21 protein-coding genes are annotated in these 23,735 nt (G+C 59.2%); 8 read left to right on the forward strand and 13 right to left on the reverse strand.

The window, feature by feature from the left end; genetic code table 11:
• Positions 1-67 precede the first annotated feature (67 nt).
• Genes BLU28_RS19840 through BLU28_RS19850 form a run of 3 tightly spaced genes read left to right on the forward strand, consistent with a single transcriptional unit; the run spans position 68 to position 3,713 of the window.
• Complete coding sequence (locus BLU28_RS19840; RefSeq protein WP_022556909.1) at positions 68-1,276, forward strand: glycosyltransferase family protein; 1,209 nt, start codon at positions 68-70, stop codon at positions 1,274-1,276.
• A 41-nt stretch (positions 1,277-1,317) separates the two neighbouring features.
• Positions 1,318-2,565, forward strand: coding sequence for a glycosyltransferase (locus BLU28_RS19845; RefSeq protein WP_048902751.1), 1,248 nt, complete (start codon positions 1,318-1,320; stop codon positions 2,563-2,565).
• Complete coding sequence (locus BLU28_RS19850) at positions 2,562-3,713, forward strand: glycosyltransferase family protein (protein WP_077987023.1); 1,152 nt, start codon at positions 2,562-2,564, stop codon at positions 3,711-3,713. Before BLU28_RS19845 ends, BLU28_RS19850 begins: the two co-directional genes overlap by 4 nt.
• On the opposite strand, the gene BLU28_RS19855 is transcribed toward BLU28_RS19850, so the two are convergent.
• The 6 genes from BLU28_RS19855 to BLU28_RS19880 all read right to left on the reverse strand — a co-directional run bounded on the left by BLU28_RS19855 (position 3,679) and on the right by BLU28_RS19880 (position 10,849).
• A complete protein-coding gene (locus BLU28_RS19855; protein ID WP_022556912.1) occupies positions 3,679-4,419 on the reverse strand; it encodes a copper homeostasis protein CutC in 741 nt (246 codons plus the stop codon). The two genes, BLU28_RS19850 and BLU28_RS19855, sit on opposite strands and share 35 nt — an antisense overlap.
• A 25-nt stretch (positions 4,420-4,444) precedes the next feature.
• On the reverse strand, positions 4,445-5,650 hold the full coding sequence (locus tag BLU28_RS19860; RefSeq protein ID WP_022556913.1) for an MFS transporter: 1,206 nt from the start codon (positions 5,648-5,650) through the stop codon (positions 4,445-4,447).
• Between the two features lie 62 nt (positions 5,651-5,712).
• A complete protein-coding gene (locus tag BLU28_RS19865) occupies positions 5,713-7,146 on the reverse strand; it encodes a M81 family metallopeptidase (protein WP_077987022.1) in 1,434 nt (477 codons plus the stop codon).
• Between the two features lie 12 nt (positions 7,147-7,158).
• The gene (locus BLU28_RS19870; protein WP_077987021.1) at positions 7,159-9,078 is read right to left on the reverse strand and encodes a beta-N-acetylhexosaminidase; all 1,920 of its coding nucleotides are present in this window, start codon (positions 9,076-9,078) and stop codon (positions 7,159-7,161) included.
• 44 nt (positions 9,079-9,122) lie between these two features.
• The gene (locus BLU28_RS19875; RefSeq protein WP_077987020.1) at positions 9,123-9,905 is read right to left on the reverse strand and encodes an SDR family oxidoreductase; all 783 of its coding nucleotides are present in this window, start codon (positions 9,903-9,905) and stop codon (positions 9,123-9,125) included.
• An 80-nt stretch (positions 9,906-9,985) separates the two neighbouring features.
• Positions 9,986-10,849 carry a MurR/RpiR family transcriptional regulator gene (locus BLU28_RS19880; RefSeq protein ID WP_006698207.1) on the reverse strand — a complete coding sequence of 288 codons (864 nt, stop codon included), beginning with the start codon at positions 10,847-10,849 and terminating at the stop codon, positions 9,986-9,988.
• Between the two features lie 243 nt (positions 10,850-11,092).
• Between BLU28_RS19880 and BLU28_RS19885 the strand changes: the two genes are divergently transcribed.
• Positions 11,093-11,578 carry a hypothetical protein gene (locus BLU28_RS19885; RefSeq protein ID WP_035210261.1) on the forward strand — a complete coding sequence of 162 codons (486 nt, stop codon included), beginning with the start codon at positions 11,093-11,095 and terminating at the stop codon, positions 11,576-11,578.
• Between the two features lie 149 nt (positions 11,579-11,727).
• On the opposite strand, the gene BLU28_RS19890 is transcribed toward BLU28_RS19885, so the two are convergent.
• The 5 genes from BLU28_RS19890 to BLU28_RS19910 all read right to left on the reverse strand — a co-directional run bounded on the left by BLU28_RS19890 (position 11,728) and on the right by BLU28_RS19910 (position 17,230).
• Positions 11,728-12,840, reverse strand: coding sequence for an ABC transporter ATP-binding protein (locus tag BLU28_RS19890; protein ID WP_022556917.1), 1,113 nt, complete (start codon positions 12,838-12,840; stop codon positions 11,728-11,730).
• 187 nt (positions 12,841-13,027) lie between these two features.
• Positions 13,028-14,260, reverse strand: a complete 1,233-nt coding sequence (locus BLU28_RS19895) for an ABC transporter substrate-binding protein (protein WP_004443722.1) — start codon at positions 14,258-14,260, stop codon at positions 13,028-13,030.
• A gap of 38 nt (positions 14,261-14,298) precedes the next feature.
• Entirely contained in the window at positions 14,299-15,156 is an 858-nt protein-coding gene (locus BLU28_RS19900; protein ID WP_004443724.1) for a carbohydrate ABC transporter permease, read from the reverse strand.
• Positions 15,153-16,037, reverse strand: a complete 885-nt coding sequence (locus BLU28_RS19905) for a carbohydrate ABC transporter permease (protein WP_004443728.1) — start codon at positions 16,035-16,037, stop codon at positions 15,153-15,155. The genes BLU28_RS19900 and BLU28_RS19905 overlap by 4 nt, the downstream gene beginning before the upstream one ends.
• Positions 16,038-16,048: 11 nt before the next feature.
• Entirely contained in the window at positions 16,049-17,230 is a 1,182-nt protein-coding gene (locus tag BLU28_RS19910; RefSeq protein ID WP_004443731.1) for a Gfo/Idh/MocA family protein, read from the reverse strand.
• A gap of 440 nt (positions 17,231-17,670) precedes the next feature.
• Between BLU28_RS19910 and BLU28_RS19920 the strand changes: the two genes are divergently transcribed.
• The 4 genes from BLU28_RS19920 to BLU28_RS19935 are packed head-to-tail and all read left to right on the forward strand — an operon-like array spanning position 17,671 to position 21,567.
• Entirely contained in the window at positions 17,671-18,423 is a 753-nt protein-coding gene (locus BLU28_RS19920) for a GntR family transcriptional regulator (RefSeq protein WP_022556921.1), read from the forward strand.
• Positions 18,424-18,448: 25 nt separating this feature from the next.
• Entirely contained in the window at positions 18,449-19,471 is a 1,023-nt protein-coding gene (locus BLU28_RS19925) for an SIS domain-containing protein (RefSeq protein WP_004443735.1), read from the forward strand.
• Entirely contained in the window at positions 19,468-20,640 is a 1,173-nt protein-coding gene (gene nagA, locus BLU28_RS19930; RefSeq protein ID WP_035210268.1) for an N-acetylglucosamine-6-phosphate deacetylase, read from the forward strand. Before BLU28_RS19925 ends, nagA begins: the two co-directional genes overlap by 4 nt.
• Positions 20,641-20,643: 3 nt before the next feature.
• The gene (locus BLU28_RS19935) at positions 20,644-21,567 is read left to right on the forward strand and encodes an ROK family protein (protein WP_035210269.1); all 924 of its coding nucleotides are present in this window, start codon (positions 20,644-20,646) and stop codon (positions 21,565-21,567) included.
• A gap of 26 nt (positions 21,568-21,593) precedes the next feature.
• Here BLU28_RS19935 and BLU28_RS19940 read toward each other — a convergent pair whose 3' ends face one another.
• Positions 21,594-22,838: an FAD-dependent oxidoreductase gene (locus tag BLU28_RS19940; protein WP_411462826.1), complete on the reverse strand. Its 1,245-nt coding sequence runs from the start codon at positions 22,836-22,838 to the stop codon at positions 21,594-21,596.
• A gap of 17 nt (positions 22,839-22,855) precedes the next feature.
• Entirely contained in the window at positions 22,856-23,554 is a 699-nt protein-coding gene (locus BLU28_RS19945) for a phosphatase PAP2 family protein (protein WP_077987018.1), read from the reverse strand.
• Between the last annotated feature and the right edge of the window lie 181 nt (positions 23,555-23,735).

The raw sequence follows: 23,735 nt of genomic DNA on the forward strand, positions 1-23,735 counted from the left end.
AATACACCTTGATAAACTGCCCTTCCGAAGCCGCCTTCATCGTGAAAGGCAAAAAGAGGTGTGGCCCATGAGCTCCCGTTTGAACGACGCGCGCATTCTCATGTACAGCCACGATTCCTTCGGTCTCGGCCATCTGCGGCGGTGTCGCACCATCGCGCATGCCCTGGTGGAGGATTATCGCGGTCTCAACGTCCTCATCATTTCAGGGGCTACCATTGCCGGTGCCTTCGATTATCGCGCCCGCGTCGATTTCGTGAAAATCCCGAGCGTCATCAAGCTGCGCAATGGCGAATACACCTCGATGGACAGGCATATCGATCTTCAGGAAACGCTGAAGATGCGCCGGTCCATCATCTACCATACCGCCGAAAGCTTCCAGCCTGACATCTTCATCGTCGACAAGGAGCCCATGGGCCTTCGCGGCGAGGTGGAGGAAACACTCGCTTATCTCAAGGCACAGGGCACCAAGCTCGTCATCGGCCTGCGTGATGTCATGGATGCGCCGCAGCTGCTCGAGGCGGAGTGGAAGCGCAACAACGTCATGACTAAGATCGGCCAGTTCTATGACCATGTCTGGGTCTATGGCCCGCCGGATTTCCACGATCCGTTGACAGGGCTCGACGTTCCGCAGACGGTGCGCGACAAGATGGATTTCGTGGGCTTTCTTCAGAGATCGAAGACACAGGCAGAGACCGCGGCGCATCGGCCGGAAGGCGATTATCTTCTCATCACCACAGGCGGCGGTGGCGACGGCAGTGAATTGATCGATGACGTCATCAACGCCTACCGACATGACCCGGAGCTGACGCACAAGGCGCTGGTCGTGCTCGGCCCTTATATGCCGGCGGATCAGCGCCAGCGCTTCATGAGCAGCGTAGCCGATATACCGCACATCGAAATCATCGAATTCGACAATCGCATGGAAGATCTCGTCGCTGGTGCACAGGCCGTGGTCTCCATGGGTGGCTATAACACTGTCTGCGAAATATTGTCCTTCGACAAACCCGCACTCGTCGTGCCCCGCACGGTGCCGCGGGAGGAGCAGCTTATCCGCGCCAGCCGCGCATCGGAGTTGGGTCTTTTCGACATGCTCCTGCCGGAAGATGCCGAGAACCCAGCCAAGATGGCGGCCGCCCTCAAAGCCCTGCCGCACCGCGCGCCGCCATCCGTCAATTCGTGCGGGCTGAAGCTCGACGGGTTGGAAAACATATCACGCAGGATTGCCGAATGGCTGCCGCCCGAGGGCGACAAGACGCCGATCACGCTCAGCGCGTAACCCGGCCTCGGCAACCAACGTTCAGAAGAGACGCGCGCAACGTGACTGATGCAAAAAAAATCGTGGTGCTCCTCAAGGGCTATCCGCGCCTGTCCGAGACTTTTATCGCCCAGGAATTGCTGGGGCTTGAGAAGGCCGGGCTGAAGCTCGAACTCATGTCCATGCGGCGGCCAACGGACAAGAAACGCCATCCCGTTCATGATGAGATCAGCGCGCCCGTCACCTACCTGCCGGAGTATCTGCATGAGGAACCTCTGCGTGTGCTGAAAGCCCTGTGGGGATGTCGCAAAAAGCCGGGCTTCACCAAGGCGCTTCGCCAGTTTCTCAGCGACCTGCCCCATGATCTCAGCCGCAACCGCTGTCGCCGTTTCGGTCAGGCGGCCGTGCTGGCCAATGAATGGCCGGAGGATGCCGGGTGGCTGCATGTGCATTTCATCCATACGCCCGCCTCAGTCGCGGCCTATACCCATCTCATCACGGGCACGCCCTGGACGATTTCGGCCCACGCCAAGGACATCTGGACCTCCAGCGACCGTGACCTTGCCGCCAAGCTGCAAAGCGCCCGCTGGGCCGTGACCTGCACTGCCGGCGGCTTTCGGCATCTGCAGACCCTTTCCGGGGCGAGGCAGAATGTACATCTGAGTTATCATGGCCTCGATCTCACGCGTTTCCCGCATTTCGACACGCCGCGGCCGGCGAGAGACGGTTCAGATGCCGAGGATCCGGTCAGGATTTTGAGTGTCGGCCGTGCGGTCAAGAAAAAGGGAATCGATATTCTGTTGCGCGCGCTCGCCTCGCTGCCACGCAATATCCATTGGCGCTTTACCCATATCGGCGGCGGGGACGAATTGGCTGCGCTGAAAAAACTCGCGGACGAACTTGGCGTCTCCGACAGGGTCGTCTGGACGGGAGCCATGGACCAGAAGCAGGTGCTGGAGAATTACCGGCAAGCGGACCTCTTTGCCCTTGCCTGCCGTATCACCAGCGATGGCGACCGCGACGGTCTTCCCAACGTGCTGGTCGAGGCTGCAAGCCAGGCGATGACCTGCATCTCCACCAACATATCGGGCATTCCGGAGTTCTTCGTCAGTGGTGAAAACGGCCTGCTCACAGAGCCGGAAAATCCAGCGGCCTTCGCAGATGCCCTGCGCTTGGCTATTACCGATCCGCAATTGCGCCTGCGTCTTGGCAACGCCGCCGAAAACCGCGTGCGCACCGCCTTCGATCATCGCACCAGCATTGCCGAACTGAAGACGCTCTTCGAGACCGAATGGGAAAAGACAACATGACCGAGATGGAAAAGCGGCCCCGTGTTTTCTTTTATGTCCAGCATCTTCTTGGCATCGGCCATATAGCCCGCGCCAGCCGCATCGCCAATGCCCTTCAGGCGGATGGCTTCAACGTGGTTCTGGTGACGGGCGGAACGCCTGTCCCGGGATTTCCGGGTGAAGGCATCCGTCATGTCGAATTGCCGCCGATTGCCGTCAGCGATGGCAGTTTTGCCGGCCTGGTCGACAGTTCCGGCAAACCGGTGGATGACGACTTCAAGAGGCTCAGGACCGATATGCTGATCGGTGCCTATCATGGCGCCAAACCCGATATCGTCATCATCGAGGCTTTTCCCTTCGGCCGCAGGCAGGTGCGATTCGAACTGCTTCCGCTTCTCGATGAGATCGAGGATAGCGAACCGCGCCCGCTCGTCATGGCGTCACTGCGAGATATTTTGCAGGAAAAAACCAAGCCGGGCCGGGATGAAGAAACCGTCTCGCTCGTAAAGAAACATTTCGACGCCGTGCTCGTGCACGGCGACCCGGATTTCGCCCGGCTGGAAGATACCTTTCCCCTCGCCAGCGAGATACGTCAGCGTATTGTCTATACCGGCCTAGTGGCTCCGCTTCCACCGCCGGAACCGGTCGAGAAATTCGATATTGTGGTCTCCGCCGGCGGCGGCGCTGTCGGTGCGGCCCTTGTCCGGGCCGCCCTTGAGGCCGCGCCGCTGCTGGACGGTATCAAGAGCTGGTGTCTCGTCACCGGTCCCAATATGCCACAGGCGGATTTCGATGCGATATTGGCTGCGGCACCGGAAAATATCTCCGTTTTCCGCTTCCGCAAGGATTTCGCGAGCTTGCTCACCGGCGCGCGCCTTTCGGTATCACAGGCCGGCTACAACACCGTCTGCGATATTCTTCAGGCAAAATGCCGTTCGCTCCTCATCCCTTTCGCAGCCGGCGGTGAAACCGAACAGAGCGCCCGTGCGGAGCGGCTGGCCGGGCTTGGGCTTGCCCATGTGCTGGAAGAGAAAGATATTTCGCCAGCCTCCATGGCCGAAGCGATCAAGGCGGCGCTCGTCCTGCCGCCACCCGGTACGGTCCACCTCAATCTCGATGGCGCCGCCGGGACGGCTAGGACGCTGCATCGGCTTTATGATGAGCGGTAAGGATCGCCTTTAGTTCACGCACCGCTGCCTCATCCGTGACTTTGCGCCCCGCCCCGGTGAAACCGAGCTTCGCCACGCGGCTTTCCGGATCATAGTGAGGAACGGCGGAACAGGATGCGTGGATTTCGGTGATTGGAAGCCGGTCAAGCAGCGTCTGCACGCTTTGCGGACGCACGCCTGCACCCGGCATGATGGCGATCCGCCCGGCAGCGACCTCCGACAAGCGGGCCAGAGTGTCCACCCCTTCCAGCGCTGAACGTGCGCCGCCGGAAGTGAGAATTCTGGAAAAGCCCAGCGCAACGGCGGCCTCGAGGGCTTCATCCATGGCGGGAACGACATCGAAAGCCCGGTGAAGCGTCACATCCAGACCGTTGGCATGACGACGCAGCTCTTCGAGCAACGGAAGATCGAGGGAGCCGTCCTCGCGCGATGCACCGAGCACCACGCCGGAAAGGCCCGCGGCGCGCGCCGCATCTATATCGCGTTTCATCACATCCGCTTCATCACGCGTGAAAACGAAATCGCCGGCGCGTGGCCTGATCATCACGCTGACGGGCAACCCATAAGCCGCAGCGCGGTGCATAAAGCCGACAGACGGGGTGACCCCGCCGCCGGACAGTGCCGCGCAAAGTTCGATACGGTCCGCCCCGCCTCTCACTGCGGCTTCCAGACCGGCCACATCGTCCACGCAAATCTCGAGAATCATCATAGCCTCTTTCATTCGATGGCGGTTACCTGCGGCGACCGATCCCATCAAGGGCGTAGAGCATATAAACCCCGCCAATCCCGACGATCGCCCCGAGGATCGACGTTCCCGAATAATTGGAGACGAGCGTGCCAAGGGCAAAAATCAGGGCGCCCAGACCCGCTCCAAGAAAAATATTGACGGCGATCAGCGAACTGCCGAGGCCCGGCCGGTCCGCGATCAGTTCCTGCAGGTAGGTGATGGGTATGCTGATGATCGCGGCCGCCCCCAGTGCGCTGATGACGGTCTGGGCATAGATATGCCACGGCGCCGATGCGAGCCCCTGCAGGATCAGGTAAACAGCGTAAAGCAGTGCGCCCGCGGCAAGCGTCAGCGTCTGGGGCACCTTCTTTTCTATCCAGCCCCACAGCAGGATGAAAACGATTTCCAGCGCGGCGACGATACCGGCGACGATGCCGATATCGGCCACCGTACCCTTGGCCTGGCCGGTAATGATGAGGGAGCGCACGGAATCGTTCAAATGCAGCATCGAGCATATCAATGCGATGGCGACGATCCGAAGCAGCACCCGACGCGATCCGATTTCACCAAGCGAGGCGCGCAGGCCAAAACGCGCTTCGGTACTGGCCGAGGCGGGCGTGGCGGCGCGCGGCAGGCAGAGGGCCACCAGCAGAAAACAGACGAGCGCGCAGATGCCCGAGAACAAAAACGCAGTCAGCATGTTTCCGGAATTCACCAGAAATACCCCCACAAGCCCCGGCACCAGCACCCAGGAAAGCGAGATCGTCGCCCGCATGATGGAATTCACCGCGATCATCTCGCCCGTCGAAAGATTGCGGGCGTCGGCACGCACATGCGCAAAGATCAGCGAATTCATAGCGCCGAAAATTGGCAAAAGCACGAGTTTGGAGGCCACAAAGGCAGTGGCATTACCGGCGAGATAAACCAGCAGGTAACCGCTGACACCGAACAGCGCAATATAGAGCATTGGCTTGCGATATTCACCCAGCCTGTCAGCGACGATGCCCATCAGCACACTGGCGCTGACATTGATGACGGCGGCAAACAGCATCAGCAGCGAATAGACGGTGTTGCTGAGCCCGATTTCGCGAATGCCGATCACCGCCTGATAGGGCGCGGTCGCCGCATTCGAAAATCCGAAGAACAGGATGGCGAGCGCCCCGATGCGGATCGACGGATTGTTGATGACGATGGAAAGAGCCGACGGCATGGATGTTCGCCTGAGATGATCCGGCAAAGCCGGATCGCTGGATTGAAGCTACCGGACCGCTGTCATCGCCAGCGGACCGAAAGGGCAGGATTCGGGATGTAATCGAAGTGCGGCTTCCAGGGATAAAAATCGCCCTCCCGACGGCGATTGGGAAGATTTTCAATATCCTGATTGATTACCCCCTCCGTCAACGCCATGAGGTTGGGATTGGCGATCGGCGCAAGCTCCGGCGACAGGTAACCGGATTTCACCACCAGAAGCCGCACGTCCTTCGGATCGAAGCCAAGACGGGTAAAATCCGAAATCATGTGATAGGGCCGGCGACGGGCGGCCAGAATGACCGTGATTCCGCCGATGACGATCACAGCCTGTCGCTGATCCGCCGCACCGGGATCGTCCAGTGTCACAACCTCGGCTTCAACGGTGACGGACGGGCTCTTCGGATCAAGACTTCCGCCGATCTTCAGGGAAAGGATCGCGCCTTCGCCCGCCGCAAAACAGGCTTCGACCGCAGGCCTGTCGGTAATGCCGCCCACCAATGCACCCTGCCAGTCACGCGCAAGGAGCGCCGCCAGAACATCGGCGCGATCGCCCACACCGCCGCCAGTGGGGTTATCGCCCGAGTCCGCCAGAATGATCGGCCGGGTGGTCGTCGTTTCCGCAATATCCAGAATTTTCGCGAGCGGCTCCGTCACGGGACCGAAATGAAAATCCTGCCGGGCGTCCCAGTAGGATTGCGCGATCTCGGCCGCAATTGCCTGTGCGGCCGCTTTATCCGTTCCCGTCACCACGGCGCAAGCGGTCGCTCTCGGTTCATCCGCCCAGACGTAGCCGATCATGAAATTCGCATCCCAGATGCCAGGGCGGGCGTCATGATCAGGAAGGAAAGCATAAAGGCTCCTGGCCGGCTCGTCTTCCGTGGAAGTCTTCTCGCCGGGCAGCAGAACGGGGATTTTCGCCCAGGCGATACCGGGTCTTGTCCCTGTCTCCAGGGCCCTGATCAACATCGTCCAGGCGCGCACCATCGTCTCCCGCACATCGATATGCGGCGCAGTTCGATAGCCGGCAAATATGTCGAGTTGATCGATGATCGTCTGGCTGACATTACCGTGCAGGTCATAGCTCGCGGAGATGACGACATCCGGTCCGACCACGGTGCGGGCGCTTGAAATCCAGTCGCCCTCCGCATCGTCCATGCCTTCAACATTCATCGCGCCATGCATGGCGAGATAAAGTCCGTCCAAGGGCAATGAGGCTTTCAGACGCTCGAGGAATTCCCGCTTGAAAGCGTCGTAGGCCGGGCGCGACACCGGACCGCCGGGCACCGCCCGGGCGTGCAGAAGCGGCAGCACCTCCGCTCCGCCTTCGCCGAGAAAGTTGAAATATTCGGCCTCCAGCAACTCCGCGCCGCGAAAGACGCGAAAATCCTCCTGCCCCATCAACACCGGCGAGTAGGTGCTGCACTCGGTATGGATTCCACCAACGGCAATACGCATGTCACCTTCCCCTCAATACACCGGACTAAAGGGAACGATGGCCGCAAAACGCAACCAATCCTTCTGCGCCTTCGGTGTCCAGGCCGCCTCGGCAATGGCCGGTAGCCGCGGGAAGACCAGATGGTTGAAATAGGCGCGGTTGAGGAAATGTTCTGACCAGATGCAGGCCTGAACGCCCTTCATCCTCTCCTTCAACTCCTCTGGAAAATCACCGATCGCCTCATAAGAGTAGGTGTGGGAAGGCGGAACGGTGCCGGCCCAGCTGGCACCCGGCTCCTGCCAGGCTTCGTCCTGAACCATGTCGAGATAATAGGCCTGCCCCGGGGTCATCACCACATCGTAACCCTGCCTTGCGAGTTCAAGGCCGACCTCCGGCTTCTGCCACGCCATCAGCAATGTTCCCGAGGGGTCGACGCCGCCGCCGTGAGAAACCTCGTCCCAGCCGGCCAGCTGACGGCCGCGCTCGTGCAACATGGCCTGAATGCGTTTCATGAAGTGGGACTGGATACCGAAAGTACCATCCAGTCCCTCCTTTTCCATCAGCGCCTTGGCGAGTGGCGAGGCGAGCCAGGATCCGTCCGCAACCTCATCGCCGCCGATGTGGATCAGCCGAGACGGGAACAGCTCCACCATCTCGTCGAAAACCTTGCCGAGGAATTCGTAAGTGAGTTCGATGGCCGGATTGAGCGCGTTGTTAGGATATCCCTGCACGGAGCGATAGCTGTCAGGGGCTTCCTGCCCGTCCGTCAGTTCCGGATAGGCGACGAGGGCAGCCGTACTATGGCCGGGAATATCGACTTCCGGCACGATCTCCAGATTCAGCGCCGCTGCATGGGCAATGACCATGCGCACATCGTCCTGGGTATAATAACCGGAGACCGGTTCCGCGCCGTTGCCAAGCTGCGGCAGAAGCGGCGCATCCGGACCGCGTGTGGCGCCGACCGTGGTCAATAACGGATAAGCCTTGATTTCAAGACGCCACGCCTCATCATCCGTCAGATGCCAGTGGAAGCGGTTCATGCGCAGCCATGCAAGAATATCGATGAGCCGCACGACATCCTGCGTCGGATAAAATTGCCGCGAGACATCCAAGTGGCAGCCCCGCCAGCTATAACGCGGCGCATCGCTGATTGTGCCGGACGCGGGAAAACGGAACCTCGGATCGAGACGCGCGCCATGCAGCAATTGCGCCAGAACCGTCAGGCCATACTGCAGCCCGGCAGCGGCCGAGTATTCCACGACAACAAAGTCAGAGGAAAAGGAAAGGCGATAACCTTCCGCCTCCAGTCCGCTATGCTGTTTGAAGTGCAGGGCCTTTCCCTCATGCACAGGGGCGAGGCTGAAGGGCACGTGCCCGACGGCAAATAGCCTGCGGAACAGCGAAAGCACGGTTTCCACCGCAAGGACTTCATTGGCCTTGGCATCTTCCGACGGGAAGAGCGCGACGGGAAAGCCGTCGCCGGGTTCGGCATCGATTTCGGCAGGCCAGGGCTGGATGGCAAAAGGCAGAACAAGCTTGCCTTCTGGAAGCAGCACCGGCGCCGGCTCGCTGTGACGCCCGTCCAACATCAGGTCCCCGACATCAACGGCGCGATGCGTGCCGTCGGCAAGGCTGATATAGGCGGATTTTGCACCATCCGTGCGATGCCGGGCGGGCCTCAGCAACCCATCGACGGTGAAACGCCAGGATTTGCCGGGTTCCAGCACGAAACCGGCAGGCGGCGCGAATTCATGGAAATTGGCGTTACGGCGCAGATAAACCGCATTGCCGCAAACCGGCTTGTCTACCGTCCGCGTCAGCGACGTGTAAACGATACGGAAATCCCTCAGCGGCTCTCGGGAAAGATTGATCAGCGTGAAGGTGAAGCCTCCGGATGCGGATTCCGCCAGTGGATGCCATGAATTTTCGAGACGATAGTTTGCGAGCGCCATGATGCTCCCCTTTATTGCGCATTTGACCCTATGAGAGGGCTCGGTCAGTAGTGTTCGGATTGGGAAAAAGTGCGGGCCAGCGGCGCCTGCCCCGCCGTGAGACCGCAATCGACCGGCAGGCACACGCCGCTGATGGCCGCCGCCTGCGGTCCCGCCAGAAAGGCGACCGCATTCGCCACGTCTTCGGGTTTCACGATGCGCTGCAGCGGATACCAGCGCTTCGCCTCCTCGAAGACCTGGGGATTGGCAGCGGCCCGCGCCTCCCACGCCTGGGTGCGCACGGTGCCCGGCGCGACAGCGTTGGAACGGATACCGAATTTCCCGTATTCGACGGCGATGAGTTTCGTCAGGTGGATCAATCCGGCCTTCGCCGCACTATAGGCTGGATGGCCAAAAACCGACATGCCGTTGACCGACGTAATATTGACAACGGAACCCTGTGTCCGCTTCAGCGCGTCTTCAAAAGCGCGAAAGCAGAGAAACGGTGCTTCGAGATTAAGGGCATTGTCCTGCCGCCATATTTCGGCGGTCGTGTCGTGCAGACTGACAGCCCTCGCGGCGCCGGCATTGTTGACGAGTGTCGCGACATCGCCCAGCTCCGCGACGTCAGCCGCCAGCCTCGAAAGATCTGCAGGATCGGTGACATCGCAGGTTTTTGCAACGAAACCGGATCCGGAAAGCAGAGAAAGCGCATTGGAAAGGGCTTCAGCATCGATATCAACCAGCACCACCTTCGCATGGCTTTCAGAAAGCGCCGCGGCAATCGCCCGCCCGATATCACCTGCCGCGCCGGTCACCATGGCGAGCTGGTCTTTCCTGTCCTTCATCTCCTGCAACTCCCTTGAAGTTTCACGACCCCTGTTGCGGGGTCTCGGGCCGAGCAGCCCACGTTTTCATCATCCCGCCTTCAGTCGCCGAGCAATTGCTTGTCATCCGAATCGCGATGCTCCACGAGCTGCTGCTTGATGTGACGCAACGTCACCATCGATCTTTGCCGGTGGTGATAAGCAGCAAGCGTCGCCAGAACATCGACGGCGGCCAGATAGGCGTAGCGCGATGAAGTCGGGCGGAAGATATTGTTTCCCTCGGGCACGTTGACACCCACCACCATATCCGCGGCCGCGGCAAGCGGCGTGTCGCTCTGGGTAAGCGCGATGGTGGTAACCCCCATGTCGCGAGCCAGCCTGAAACACTTCACCAGCTCCATGTTGCGGCCGGAAAAGGAGGAGCCGATAATCACGTCCTCCTTTCGGGCCGCGGCGGTCATCATCAGCTGCATGCTGTGATCGGCGCTGGTGGAGACACGCAAACCCAGGCGAAAAAGCCGGTTCTGGATTTCTGAAGCGATCATTGAGGAATTGCCGCCCGCGCCGAAGGCATAGATCATGCCGCTATTGGCGATCTTGATCGCCGCTTCATCGGCAAGGGCAGGATCGAGCGTCCTGTGCAACAGGAAAAGTGCTTCCTGAGCCTTGGCAAGCACCTCTTCCGCGACGTCCGAGGGGCCGGTGCTGGACGGTTCGGAGGTGAGGTACCGGATACCGACATAAGCCGTCTTGGCGAGACTGACCTTGAAATCCGAAAAGCTCTGGCAGCCCAGCCGGCGGCAGAACCGCGTCACCGTCGGCGGAGACACTTCGGCGCGGGCGGCAAGTTCAATGATCGACGCATTGACGGCGAATTCGAAATCCGAAACCAGAATATCGGCAATCCGCCGCTCCGATTGCGAGAATTGTCCCCTGTCTTCCTGTATTCTTGCGAAAATATCCATGCTCACCGGTCTCCGTTCCGCCAAAACTTAAGGCTTGGCCCCGTTTCCGATGCACCCTAATCCAGGCCGCCCGTCAACCGAATAAAGCCGGGAACCGCCGTTGTTCCGTCCTCCCGAAGACACGCCTGACATCCTCAATATGAAAACAGTTTTCTCTGTTGATTGGAAGATGAGCATATGCCAACAATAATCACCAGAGAAATTTCCAATTCCTGAAAATAATTTCAACAACGGACCAGAATCATGCGCGATCCCTTCCAAAACCCCTTCGCCGAAACCGACAGCGCCCGCCATTCCATCTGGGAGATGCTGGTAACGCGGGACATCGACGCTTTCCTTGCAGCCGACTGGTCCAGGGTAGCGGATGATTTCGTTGAAGACGGCTTCCTCGGCATCAATGCCAGTCGGGATGCAAATCCTGACAACTGGCGCCTGTCTTTCCCCTCTCTTGCCGCCTATCGCGACGAATGGGTGCGGCAGGCGAAGGATTTCCAAACCCAGCAATTTGGTGAAGACCCACGCCATGCGATCTTCACCACCACCACGCTTGAGGAAATCGAAGTGGAAGGCGAAACCGCGCTGGTTCGCAAGAAATTCGACGGCGGAATTCGCAGGGCCGATGGCGGTTTCGACGTCATGAAGTGGCAGACGCTTTATTACTGCCGGCTGCATGAAGGACGCTGGAAGATCAGCGGCTTTACCGGCTACATGCCCAACCCCATGCCGTAATCCAACGGAGATGCTGGAGTTCAGTGAACGCCGGGCCAAAAGCCCGGCGTTATTTTTTCGCCCGGTGACGGGCAAAAATCGCCGGACACCGATCGCATCAGGAAAAGCCGGGCGCGTTAGGACAGAGTGCATGGCCCGACTCCCAGCCGTTATTGTATCAGCTTGAGGACGGAAAGATCGACGCGCCGCTCGAGAGCAATGCCGCTTTCGTCGAACAGGTGACAATCCGATGCCTTGATGCCGGTGACGATGGGCTCGTCCACCACCACGGGTGCGGAGCCGGAAAGCAGCGCGCAATAATTTTCACCTGTCGGCGCGACGCCATAGGCAATCGTGTTCACACCGAGCCGCTCGATGACACTGGGAGCCACCTTGATGTTGAGATCCGCCGGCTCGAGGCCGGTATGTTCGGGGCGAATGCCAAGCGTTAGCTGGGCGCCTTCCAGAGCAGCGCGAGGTTCCACCGGCACGGTGATCGTCTGGCCCTCATAAGCCACCGTTACACCCTCGGGACCGACGGATTTGCAGGTGACCTTCAGGAAGTTCATTTTCGGATTACCGATGAACCCCGCGACGAACAGGTTCGCCGGCTTGTGATAAAGTTCGAGCGGCGCGCCCACTTGGGCGATTTCGCCGGCATTCAGCACAACGATGCGGTCCGCCATGGTCATGGCCTCCACCTGATCGTGTGTGACATAGATCATCGTTGCCTTGAGCGTCTTGTGAAGATTGGTGAGCTCGATGCGCATATCGGCGCGAAGGGCGGCATCAAGATTGGAAAGCGGTTCGTCGAACAGGAATATCTTCGGTTCACGAACGATGGCGCGGCCGATGGCAACGCGCTGGCGCTGTCCGCCGGACAACATGCCGGGGCGCTGCTGCAGGCGCTGGTCGAGCTGAAGAATCTTTGCGACGCTCTCCACCTTGTCCTTGATCTTGCCCTCTTCCATCTTTTCGACGCGCAAAGGAAAAGCGATGTTTTCGAAAACAGTCATATGCGGATAGAGAGCATAGGACTGGAAGACCATGGCGATACCACGCTTGACCGGCGGCAGTTCATTGACCTTCACGCCGTTGATGACGACGTCGCCGCCGGAAATATCCTCAAGGCCGGCGATCATGCGCAGCAAAGTGGACTTGCCGCATCCCGAGGGGCCGACAAAAACGACGAACTCGCCATCCCTGATGTCGAGCTGAACGCCCTTGATGACTTCGAAATGTCCATAGTTCTTGCGGACGTTGTTGAGATAAAGCTGACCCAAGACTTGCCTCTCCCGTCAGCGGCCGAAATCTGGCCGCATTCAGAGACGTTCCGGACCATGAGGCGGAAACCGCGTCAGACCGGAACCGTTGAAAAACACGAGAAAGAGCAGCCACAGGGGGCGGCGACCAATCTCACGGCGAAACGGACCGGTTGCGGGCATTACGCCCGCAACCGTTGCAATCGGATTATTTATATTGCTCGAGAGCGCCAGAAGCCTTCTTTGCCGCATCTTCCGGCGTTGCCTTGCCGGTAACGACAGACTGAACCATCTCGATCATCACGTCCTGGAAACCCTTGTAGTCCGTGAAGAGCGGCTCCGGCCCACCATAGGCGATACCGTCGATCAGCGGCTTCCAGAAGGGATCCTTCGCAACGAATTCGTCTACCTTGGCAGACGGACGCAGCGGGGTGAGGCCCGCGCCGCCCTGCAGCTCATATTCGCCCTGCGGGCCGGGCGACGTGATGAACTTCGCAAATTCGGTCGCCTTTTCTTCAACCCCGGTTCCCTTGAAGATCGCCAGGCTGTCGGTGATGAGCAGCGTGCCGGGACCCTTGGCTTCCGGGCCGAGCGGCAGGGTCGCGATACCCCAGTTGATCTTGGTTTCCTGCAGGCGTGTTGCGGCGCCCGAGCCGGCCTGGATCATGCCGACCTTACCATCGAGGAAGATGGCGCGGATTTCATTCTGCTCATAGGCCGTTGGGCCTTCCACGGAATAGGGCGTGATGTCCTTGTAGGCCTTCAGCGCCGCGACAACCTGCGGGCTGTCGACCGTGACCTTGTCGCCGTCGATCACCTTGCCGTTGTTGGTATAAACCCAATGCATGAACTGGTGCATGGTATTGTCGAAGGTCTTGGCGGGAAGGCCGTAACCGGCAATACCCGTCTTTTCCTTGATCTGCTTGGCGAAGGCTATTTCTTCAGCCCATGTCTTCGGCGGCACTTCGGGATCGAGACCCGCCTGCTTGAACAGGTCCTTGTTCCAGTAGAGCGCCTTGGTCGAGAATGCGACGGGAACGCCCCACTGCGTGTCCTCGAACGTCACCGTGTCGACGATGTTGGGGTAATAGCTCTTCTTTTCGTCTTCGGTCATCGGCACCGGAACGATCAGATCGTTCTGCGCGAACTGCTTCAGCGTGCGCGAACCGACATAGGCCATGGCGACGGGCGTGCCGGCGGCGGCAAGCGTTGTCGCCTTGTCCTGGCACTGCGCCCAGCCGACGACCTCGGGCACAACCTTCCAGCCCTCGTTCTTGCCTTCCCATTCCTTGATGTATTTTTCGTGGATCGGGTCCATTTTGTCGCCGCAATAGATCCAGCTGATCTCCTTGTCGGCCGCGTGCGCCGTCACCGTGGTAAGGGCAGTGGAACCGGCAAATGCGAAAGCGCAGAGCGCCAATCCATAATGTTTCAGTGCCATAGGTAGTCTCCCGTTTTGGTGGTCGTTCCGGTTGTTGTTTATTTCACCGCGCCGGCGGTCAGCCCGCTGACGAGATATCGTTGCATGAAGAAGATCACGACCATGGCCGGCGCAATGCCGACGAAGCTGGCCGCCATCAACTCATTCCAGATGACTTCCTGACGACCGAAATAGGCGAAGAGGCCGATGGGCAGCGGCATATATTCGGTCTTGGAATTGAAGGTGAGCGCGAAGATGAACTGCTGCGCATAAGCGCCGATGAAGGTTGTGATGGAGACCACGGCGATACCCGGCATCGCAAGCGGCAGGATCACCCGACGGAAGGTGTAGAAGTAGCTTGCGCCATCCACATAGGCCGCCTCTTCCAGTTCCCGCGGGATACGCAGCATATAGGTGCGCAAAAGCCAGATCGCGGTCGGGATCAGGAAAGCGGCTCCGGGAATGATCATCGCCAGATAGGTGTTCAGCACACCCATATTGCGCATCAGCCGGTAAAGCGGGATCAGGAGCACGGCGCCGGAGAACATGTTGATCGCCAGAAATGCACCGAGCAATTGCCCGCGGCCGCGAAACTGGAACCGGGCGAAGGCATATGACGCCGGAACCACCAGAAGCAGAACGATGATCGTGGAGATCGTCGAAATGAAGAACGAGTTGAAAACGTAGCGGGCGAAGCCCGGAACGCTGACCCACATGGTGCGGTAGGCCTCGAAGGAACCGTTTGTCGGCCAGAACTTGTAAGGCGAGGAAAACAGCAGGCTGAGCGGTTTCAGCGAAACCAGGAATCCTTCGACGAAGGGCGCCAGCACGAAGGTCAGGAACACGGCGATACCGCAATAAATCCCGACAATTTCATACCACCTGTAGCGGTTGATCATCGCATTCTTGTCGGTCATCGGCTGGCCTCCTGCGAGATGCGGCTGGTAATGCGGAAGTAGAAATAGGTGAAGATCGACAGGAAGATGCAGATCAGCACGGCGCGCGCGGCACCCTCACCATATTTGTAAGAGCCGATCGCCGTCTTGTACGTGTCGATGATCATGGTCGTGGTCTGGCCGGTCGGTCCGCCCTGCGTCAGGATCCAGATGATATCGAAGGAATTAAAGGTCGAAATCAGCGAGATCATCGACATGGTAATCATCGCGGGCAGCATCAGCGGCAGCGTGATGCGGCGGAAGCGGTAGAGGCGGCTTGCCCCGTCTGTCCATGCGGCCTCGTAGAGATCCTGCGGAATGGCCTGGATGGCCGCCAGCAGATAGAGCGTCACCATCGGCACGCCGATCCAGACGTCAGTGACGATCGTTGCCCAGAATGCCGTTCTGCCATAGGCGAGGAATGCGACCGGACCATCCACCAGGCCGAGGTTCTGCAGCACGCCGGAAATCATGCCGAACTGGCCGTTATACATCCAGCCCCACATGAAGATGCCGATAGCCATCGGCACGATCCACGGCGGCATTGTCAGGATGCGAAACAGCGCCCGGCCGGGAACGGCGGAGTTCAGCAGCACTGCACCAAAGGTGCCGATGATCATCTTTATCGAGACGGAAAAGAACGTCCAGATAAAGGTCCGCGTGATGACATCGGCAAAAGTCGCGTTGAAGATCTTCTCGTAATTGATGAAGCCGACCCAATTTGTCGTTTTCCTGAGCGACGCATCGGTAAAGGACAGGATGAAGGTATCGACAAGCGGATAAGCAACGATAACCGTGATGTATAAAAGCGCCGGCAGAAGAAGGAGCCAGGCAAAGACGACAGCGCTGCGTTTCGCTTCCATCGCGCCGCCCCTCAAGCCGTTTTCACGGCGGGGGATTTCGGCTGCCCATGCAGGGCCAGATCGTATGCCTCCCAAACCGGCTTCAGATCGACCACCTTGCGGCCATGACGCGCTTCATCCATCGCAAGCGCCAGAATACCGGCCTCGATTGCGTCGAGCGCGGAAACCGGAAGCGGCGCGCCCTCGACGACATGGGCGATGACATCCTCCGCCATCTGCTCGTCCGCACCATAATGCTGCGAGAGCGTGGTTGCCGCCGAATAGGTCTTGGCCAGGGTCTTTTCATTGGTGCGGGCATTATGCACGTTGAGAAAACCGCGCACGAAATCGCCCTCCGCCATGCCCTTGGCGCCGATGACGCAGAAACGGCGGAAATCATCGGGAACGTTGAGATTGGTATGGAAAGCAAGCGAAGCGCCGTTTTCATATTCGACGATCGCCGTCTGGTAATCGATGATGTCGCCGTCGCTGTCGAAAACCTTGTCGGATCCCATCCAGCCGCTCGGCTTGCGATGGTAAACCTCCATGTCGTTGATGCCATCATTCTGCGGCGCATTGGCCGGCGTGAAGCTTTTGCGCCCGCCAAAGCTCGATACGAAACGGGGTCGCGCGCCGACAACACCATTGTAGAGATCGAGATCGTGGCAGCATTTTTCGAGCATGAACGAGCCGGAATAGTGCTCGTAACGCCGCCAGTCGCGCATGAAGAATGCGCCGTGATAGGGCGGAATATGCTCGGAAGCCTCGATGGAAACGACATCGCCAAGCTTACCTTCAGCCTGTGCGGCGCGCAGATCGCGGTAAAGCGGCGAATATCGCAGAACTAGACCCACCAGCAACCGCTCGTGACCATGCTTGTTGAGGAGCCGGGCAAGTTCGAGGCTTTCCTCGATGCTGACGACGATCGGCTTTTCGGAGAAGATGGTGCAACCCGCCTCAAGACCGATGCGGATATGGTCGAGATGCATGTGGTTCGGCGAACCGATCATCAGGAGATCGAATTTTTCATTGGCGATCAAGGCCTCGGGGCTGTCGTAAGCCTTGCCAGCCGAGATCCCCTTTTCCTTGAGACCCGGCAAGCCCGCCGGCGCTGGATCGACATAACCGACGATCTCGAAATCCTTGTCGATCTCATGAAAAACGTAGCCCAGATAACCGAGACGGAATCCGAGTCCGATAATTCCCACCTTCATGAACTTTGTTCCCTGCTCATTCGTAAATAATTTTCGCAGATTCAGCCAATTCTCCGCTGGCTATTCAGTTATCTGCGATAATTTCCAACCATGATGAAATTAGTTTTCAAAACGGTCAAGCAAAATTCGATTTACTCTGGCAAGTCGCGGATATGAAACCGATTCTTCCAGGCCGGCAGGACGCGCAACAGCTATTCACCGGCAACCGATGCCAAAACAATACCAAAAAAATGCCAATCGTCTAGAGCAATTACAATGCTCAGAAAATTTTTTTGGTTAATGCGGAAATTTCGATCATAAGGCCTTAAATTGAGGCATTAGAACGAAAAAAGCTCCGATTAATAATACAAGTTCGCCAATGGTTCTATTTTGGTATTGCTGATCGCGACTTGTGTGGTATAGCCAGAAGCAGCCATATCGGATTGTAACAGAGGTTATGGATGAACGGGGCAGCGCTTAATCTGGAGGATCTGCAATCGGGTGGCGGCCCGCTTTACCTAAAGCTGCGCCAGACGATTGAAGACGCCATCAATGGTGGCCGCCTGAAACATGGCGATGCCTTGCCGCCAGAGCGCGACATTGCGGAAAGTGCCTGCGTCAGCCGCGTCACGGTGCGCAAGGCTGTGGATGACCTCGTGCGCGACGGCCTCCTCGTCCGGCGGCACGGTTCCGGTACCTTTGTCGTCAAGCCGATCACCCGCATGCAACAGCCTCTGACCAAGCTCACTTCGTTTACGGAGGACATGCGCCGGCGTGGCATGACGGCGAGCACCCGCTGGCTGGACAGAGGCCTCTTTCACCCCACCGGCGACGAAATGATGGCGCTTGGCCTTTCACAATCGGCCATGGTGGCGCGGCTCACCCGTCTGCGCCTTGCCAATGACCAGCCGATCGCGCTTGAAGTCACGAGCCTGCCAGGCGATATTCTGCCCGACCCGCAACTGGTCGAAAATTCGCTCTATCTTGAGCTTGAGAAAAGTGGCATTCGCCCGGTGCGCGCCATCCAGCGCATCTCTGCCCGTAACCTTACCGATGAAGAAACCCTGCTGCTTGGCGTTCCGCCGGGCTCGGCAGCGCTTTCCGTTCAGCGAATGGCCTATCTGGAAAGCGGGCGCCTCATGGAAATATCCCGTGCGCTGTACCGCAGCGACGCCTATGACCTCGTCGCCGAACTGACGATGGGCCCCGAGTGACCACCAGTGATCAAGGACAGAAACAATGACAACCCTGATGCGCCAGGAAATCGACGAGATTCCCGATGCAGTCGCCCGCCTGCTCGACAATGCCAATTCGGACTTCCAGGAAGCCGGCGCCAAGCTGAAGGCCCGTGATCCGGCCGTTATCGTCACCATCGCCCGTGGATCTTCCGATCACGCCGCCCATTTCCTGAAATATGCCATCGAACTGCAGACCGGGCTTCCGGTCGCCTCGCTCGGCCCGTCGCTCGCCTCGATCTACCAGACGAAGCTGCGGCTGGAACGGGCGGCGGCCATTGCCGTTTCGCAATCGGGCAAGAGCCCGGATATCGTCGCCTTGGCGCAAAGTGCGCGCGATGGCGGCGCGCTCACTTTCTCGCTCGTCAACACCCTGCCATCTGCGCTTGGCGATGCCGCCGATCACGCGATCGATATACAGGCTGGCCCGGAAAAAGCCGTGGCTGCCACCAAATCCTTCGTCAACTCCATCGTTGCCGGTCTCGCGATCCTTGCCGAATGGACGGAAGACAACCTGCTTGCCAAGGCGATCAGCGCCCTGCCGCAGAATTTCGCCCGGGCCGTCGCCCTTGACTGGAGCCACATCGGCGAGGCGGTCAAGGGTGAGGAATCGCTTTATATGCTTGGCCGTGGTCCTGCTCTCGCCATCGCCGCGGAAGCCGCGCTGAAATGCAAGGAAACCTGCGAACTGCACGCGGAAGCCTATTCGTCGGCAGAAGTCATGCATGGCCCGGTTTCGCTGGTCGCGCCGAGATTTCCGGTGATCGCCTTTGCCGCCCGTGACCGCGCCGAGACCTCCGTGACGGAAATTGCCGCAAATCTCTCCCGCAAGGGCGCCAATGTTTTCGTTACATCCTCAAAAGGCAGCCCCGCCAAGTCCCTGCCCTTCGTGGAAACCAACCATCCGCTGACCGATGCATTGTTGTTGATCGCGCCGTTTTACGGCTTCATCGAGCAATTGTCGCGCCTGCGCGGCTTCAACCCGGATGCGCCGGTGGCGTTGAAGAAGGTGACGGAAACTCAATGAGCGGCATCAAGGCATTCGTCGGCGCCCGCATTTTCGATGGTGCCGCATGGCACGACGACAGGGTGCTCGTGACCGTGGATGGCCGTGTCGGCGACATCAGTGGCCGCATGTCCGCACCGGCAGAAGCCGAGATCATCGACGCGCCAGGATTGCTTATCACGCCTGGCTTCATTGACCTTCAGGTCAACGGCGGCGGTGGGGTGATGTTCAATAACCAGCCGGATGCGAAAGGAATAGCCCGGATCTGCTCCGCCCATGCGAAATTCGGCACCACAGCGCTAATGGTCACGCTCATCACCGACCGGCCGGATATCACATTGCGAGCCGCCGAAGCGGGCATTGACGCCCAAAGAGAAAGGGTGCCCGGCTTTCTCGGCCTGCATTTCGAGGGCCCGCATCTTTCGGTTGCCCGCAAGGGCACACATGATCCGGCACTGATCCGCAAAATGGAAGCGCCTGATCTGGCGGTGCTGACCGGATGCAAGGCAAAACTCCCCTTCGTGATGACGACCGTTGCCCCAGAGAATGTAACCTTGGAACAGGTCAAGGCGCTGGCAGAAGCCGGCATCGTCGTCAGTCTCGGCCACACGGACACAGGACTCGACATGGCGACTGCCTATGCCGAAGCAGGTGCTTCGATGGTCACACATCTTTTCAATGCCATGAGCCCGCTCGGTCATCGCGAGCCGGGGCTCGTGGGGGCGGCACTTTCAAACGGCAAGCTCGATTGTGGATTGATCGCCGACGGTTTCCATGTCGATCCGGCCGCGATCGGCATTGCGCTGCGCGCAAAGAATGGCCCGGCCCACATCTTCCTCGTCACGGATGCCATGTCGACTATCGGCACCGACGATGATGGTTTTGAACTGAATGGCAGGCGTGTCTATCGCAACGGCGGCCGGCTGACGCTTGAAGACGGTACGCTGGCGGGGGCGGATATCGATATGCTCTCCTGCATTCGCTTCATGCACGAAAAGCTGGACGCGCCGCTGGAAGAGGCCTTGAGAATGGCGTCAGCCTATCCTGCCGAGGCAATCGGCGCTTCTGGCAAAGGCAGACTTCTGCCTGGTTTCGATGCGGATTTTGTCATGCTTACACCTGACCTTCAGATGCATTCGACATGGATCGGCGGAGATAAGATCCACGATGCCGCACGCTCCGGAGGCTGAATCATGATCGTTTGTTTCGATATAGGCGGAACGACCATCAAGGGCGCGATTGCCTACGCTCCTGACGATATTCGCCCCGTGCCGCGCATCCCGACTCCAAAGACCAGCTTTGAAGACTTTGCCGCCGGCCTGAAATCCGTCATCGACAATAGTGGCGGCACACCCGCCTGCGTGTCGCTGTCGATTGCCGGCGTCATCGATGCCGACACCGGCAGGGCCACTGTCGCCAATATTCCAAGTATTCATGGCCGCGCGCTGAAGGACGAACTGGAACAGGCGCTGGGCCTTCCTGTCATCGTCTCCAACGATGCCGACTGTTTCGTGATGGCCGAATCGGAGATCGGTTCCGGGCGGGGCCATCGCGTGGTTTTTGGCGTCATCCTCGGAACCGGTGTCGGCGGAGGTCTGGTGATCGACGGCCGGCTCATCAACAGCGAGGGTGGCTTCGCCGGCGAATGGGGCCACGGACCCGTGGCTGCAACGCGGGCCGGCAACCCGCCGGTCGAGTTGCCTCGGTTCGAATGCGGCTGTGGCCTCACGGGTTGTATCGATGCCATTGGCAGCGCCCGCGGCATGGAAAAGCTTCATATGCATCTCCACCGGCAGGACATGACCAGCGAGGAGATCATCGCAGCCTGGCTGGGCGGCAACCCGGACGCCGCAAGAACCATCGATATCCTTGTCGATATTCTCGCTTCGCCGCTGGCGATGGTGATAAACGTCACCGGGGCAACCATCGTGCCGGTCGGCGGCGGCCTGTCAAACTCCAGGGAACTGCTTGCCACACTGGATGAAGCGGTCAGAGCCCGAATTCTCCGTCGCTTCGCCCGGCCGCTTGTCGTGCCTGCCATCTGCAGGATTGAACCGGGACTGATCGGCTCGGCCGTTCTCGGGCTGAAACATGCACGGGTGATCGAAGAGGCCTGAACGGACGCCTACACGCCACCGAAGGATCAACGGGTCAACTTCTCCCGTCGGAAACCGAGGCCGATCAAACGGCCGGCGAGATGGGCGAGAAGCGGAACGCGGGCAATCATGCGCACGAAAGCGGGGGGCCCTTTCGCCTTGCGGCTATTGCCCTGATCCTTCTTCCGGCTGCTGCGCATCATCAATTGCAGCTTTTGTGTCGCCCTTGTCGGAAATGAGCGCCGCGCTTCGATGGCCATCAATTCCCGCTCGCCTGGCTTTTCGCCCCGCGCAAGAACGGGAATGAGAATATTTGCGGCGGCAACGGCATCCTGAATGGCAAGATTGACACCGACGCCGCCAATGGGCGACATGGCGTGAGCCGCGTCACCGATGCAGATGAGGCCAGGCTTCCACCACCGCTTCAGCCGGTCGATCCTGACCGTCAGCAGATGCACATCCTCAAAGGTCTGAAGTTCGAGAAGCCGTTCCTGCGGCAGCGGGCACACTTTCGCCACCGCATCGCGGAACGCTGCGATACCCTGAACCTTCATCTCGGCGAAGGTTCCGCGGCGGACCACAAAACCGCACTGCCAATAATCGCCGCGATCTATCAGGACGAAACCCTGCTGGGGGCCGGCATGCGCCATGGTTTCCGCCGGATCGCCCGGCTGCCTGGATAGTTTCATCCAGAGAACCTCCGTCGGCTGCCCGAAGCTTTCCACCAACAGACCTGCCTTGTCCCGCACGATTGAATTGCGGCCATCCGCCCCGATCACGAGCTCGGCATCGATCTCCAGCGGCCCGTCGGACGTATCCACCACGAGACCCGCAACAACGCCATCGCGCTCGCGCAGACCCGAGACACCTGCATTCATGAGCAGCGTGAAATTCTCATATTGCCCTGCCTTGCCGGCAAGAAAGCTTAGGAAATCCCATTGCGGCATGAAGGCGATGAAACGGTTTCTCGCAGGCAGCCGGGAAAAATCGGCGATGGTGACCGTCCGACCCGCAATCTCGGCATGAAGTTTCTGCGCTCTCGTATGCGGCAGCGCCAGAAACTCCCGAATGAAGCCTAGCTGCTCAACAATATCGAGAGTGGAAGGATGAATGGTATCGCCCCGAAAATCGCGCAGGAAATCGCCATGCTTTTCAACGATGGTGACATCGATACCTGCTCTCGCAAGGAGGAGCCCGAGCATGAGCCCGGCAGGGCCAGCGCCGGCAATGGCAACCCTTGTGATGATCCGCTTCCGCTCTGGCATTTCGGCGTCAAGGCCCCCGGCAACCATACGATCCCCCACCACCATCAAGTCTTTTGCGCAGGTAAGGCCACGTTTTTCGGTTGCGGCCACCCCTGTGCGTCGAACCGGAACAACATGTCGGACCTGGCGAAGATAAAGGCGAAGGCCATGGCCGTCCACATGCCGAGCAGCAGCCCGGCCGCCACATCGCTCGGATAATGCGCGCCGACAATGACACGTGAGACGCCAATCACAAGGGCAAGCAGAAGAAACGCCCAGCGAAAGCGCGGCATAAGCATGGCAAAGACACCGAAAAACGCTCCGGCAGCCGTGGAATGGCCGGAAGGAAAGCTTTCATAAAGATTGTCGCCGGTGAAGGGTGTAAGGCTATACGCCCCCATTTCCAGAAGGAGCTCCGGCCGCGCCCGGCCGATCAGGAACTTTAGCGTATGAACGAGAATGCTCGCGGTTCCGATTGTCAGAAAGAAATAGGAGAGAAGCCGCCACGCTGTCCGCAACCGGCCATGATAGGTCTGCGCGCTGAGAACCCGCGCCGCGACATAGGCGAGAATGGCCAGCGCGCCGGTGGAATAAAGCATCCAGCGGAAAGTTCCGAAATCGGTAATCGCACGATTAAAGGATACCACTGCACCGGGCAACGCCTGCGCGCTTTCCGAGAGGCGCGGATCAAAAGGGACAAAGGCCGCAACCAGCACAAGGCTCGCCGCAAAAATCCATCCGCTGGAAACGAGAAAACGCCGCATCAATATCCTCTCATCGTTTTTCTTGCATATGGCTTTGCCATCCGCAAAAACAATAGGCTGGCTTTGTCCTTGTTATGGCTTGTTTTCGCGGGTAGAGGCTAAAGCATATAGCCCGAAAACGTGCAGTACCTTCGGGAGAACGGCACGCCCGAAGAATTGCGACCAGCAACGGACCGACGGA

The sequence above is a fragment of the Agrobacterium pusense genome (assembly GCF_900102105.1).
In the GTDB taxonomy this organism is placed as follows: domain Bacteria; phylum Pseudomonadota; class Alphaproteobacteria; order Rhizobiales; family Rhizobiaceae; genus Agrobacterium; species Agrobacterium pusense.

Excerpts from the sequence above, each read along its gene's own strand:
- BLU28_RS19840 (WP_022556909.1), top strand. The coding sequence starts at position 68 with ATGAGCTCCCGTTTGAACGACGCGCGCATTCTCATGTACAGCCACGAT.
- BLU28_RS19850 (WP_077987023.1), top strand. The coding sequence starts at position 2,562 with ATGACCGAGATGGAAAAGCGGCCCCGTGTTTTCTTTTATGTCCAGCAT.
- BLU28_RS19855 (WP_022556912.1), bottom strand. The coding sequence starts at position 4,419 with ATGATTCTCGAGATTTGCGTGGACGATGTGGCCGGTCTGGAAGCCGCA.
- BLU28_RS19860 (WP_022556913.1), bottom strand. The coding sequence starts at position 5,650 with ATGCCGTCGGCTCTTTCCATCGTCATCAACAATCCGTCGATCCGCATC.
- BLU28_RS19865 (WP_077987022.1), bottom strand. The coding sequence starts at position 7,146 with ATGCGTATTGCCGTTGGTGGAATCCATACCGAGTGCAGCACCTACTCG.
- BLU28_RS19870 (WP_077987021.1), bottom strand. The coding sequence starts at position 9,078 with ATGGCGCTCGCAAACTATCGTCTCGAAAATTCATGGCATCCACTGGCG.
- BLU28_RS19875 (WP_077987020.1), bottom strand. The coding sequence starts at position 9,905 with ATGAAGGACAGGAAAGACCAGCTCGCCATGGTGACCGGCGCGGCAGGT.
- BLU28_RS19880 (WP_006698207.1), bottom strand. The coding sequence starts at position 10,849 with ATGGATATTTTCGCAAGAATACAGGAAGACAGGGGACAATTCTCGCAA.
- BLU28_RS19885 (WP_035210261.1), top strand. The coding sequence starts at position 11,093 with ATGCGCGATCCCTTCCAAAACCCCTTCGCCGAAACCGACAGCGCCCGC.
- BLU28_RS19895 (WP_004443722.1), bottom strand. The coding sequence starts at position 14,260 with ATGGCACTGAAACATTATGGATTGGCGCTCTGCGCTTTCGCATTTGCC.
- BLU28_RS19900 (WP_004443724.1), bottom strand. The coding sequence starts at position 15,156 with ATGACCGACAAGAATGCGATGATCAACCGCTACAGGTGGTATGAAATT.
- BLU28_RS19905 (WP_004443728.1), bottom strand. The coding sequence starts at position 16,037 with ATGGAAGCGAAACGCAGCGCTGTCGTCTTTGCCTGGCTCCTTCTTCTG.
- BLU28_RS19910 (WP_004443731.1), bottom strand. The coding sequence starts at position 17,230 with ATGAAGGTGGGAATTATCGGACTCGGATTCCGTCTCGGTTATCTGGGC.
- BLU28_RS19920 (WP_022556921.1), top strand. The coding sequence starts at position 17,671 with ATGAACGGGGCAGCGCTTAATCTGGAGGATCTGCAATCGGGTGGCGGC.
- BLU28_RS19925 (WP_004443735.1), top strand. The coding sequence starts at position 18,449 with ATGACAACCCTGATGCGCCAGGAAATCGACGAGATTCCCGATGCAGTC.
- nagA (WP_035210268.1), top strand. The coding sequence starts at position 19,468 with ATGAGCGGCATCAAGGCATTCGTCGGCGCCCGCATTTTCGATGGTGCC.
- BLU28_RS19935 (WP_035210269.1), top strand. The coding sequence starts at position 20,644 with ATGATCGTTTGTTTCGATATAGGCGGAACGACCATCAAGGGCGCGATT.
- BLU28_RS19940 (WP_411462826.1), bottom strand. The coding sequence starts at position 22,838 with ATGGTTGCCGGGGGCCTTGACGCCGAAATGCCAGAGCGGAAGCGGATC.
- BLU28_RS19945 (WP_077987018.1), bottom strand. The coding sequence starts at position 23,554 with ATGCGGCGTTTTCTCGTTTCCAGCGGATGGATTTTTGCGGCGAGCCTT.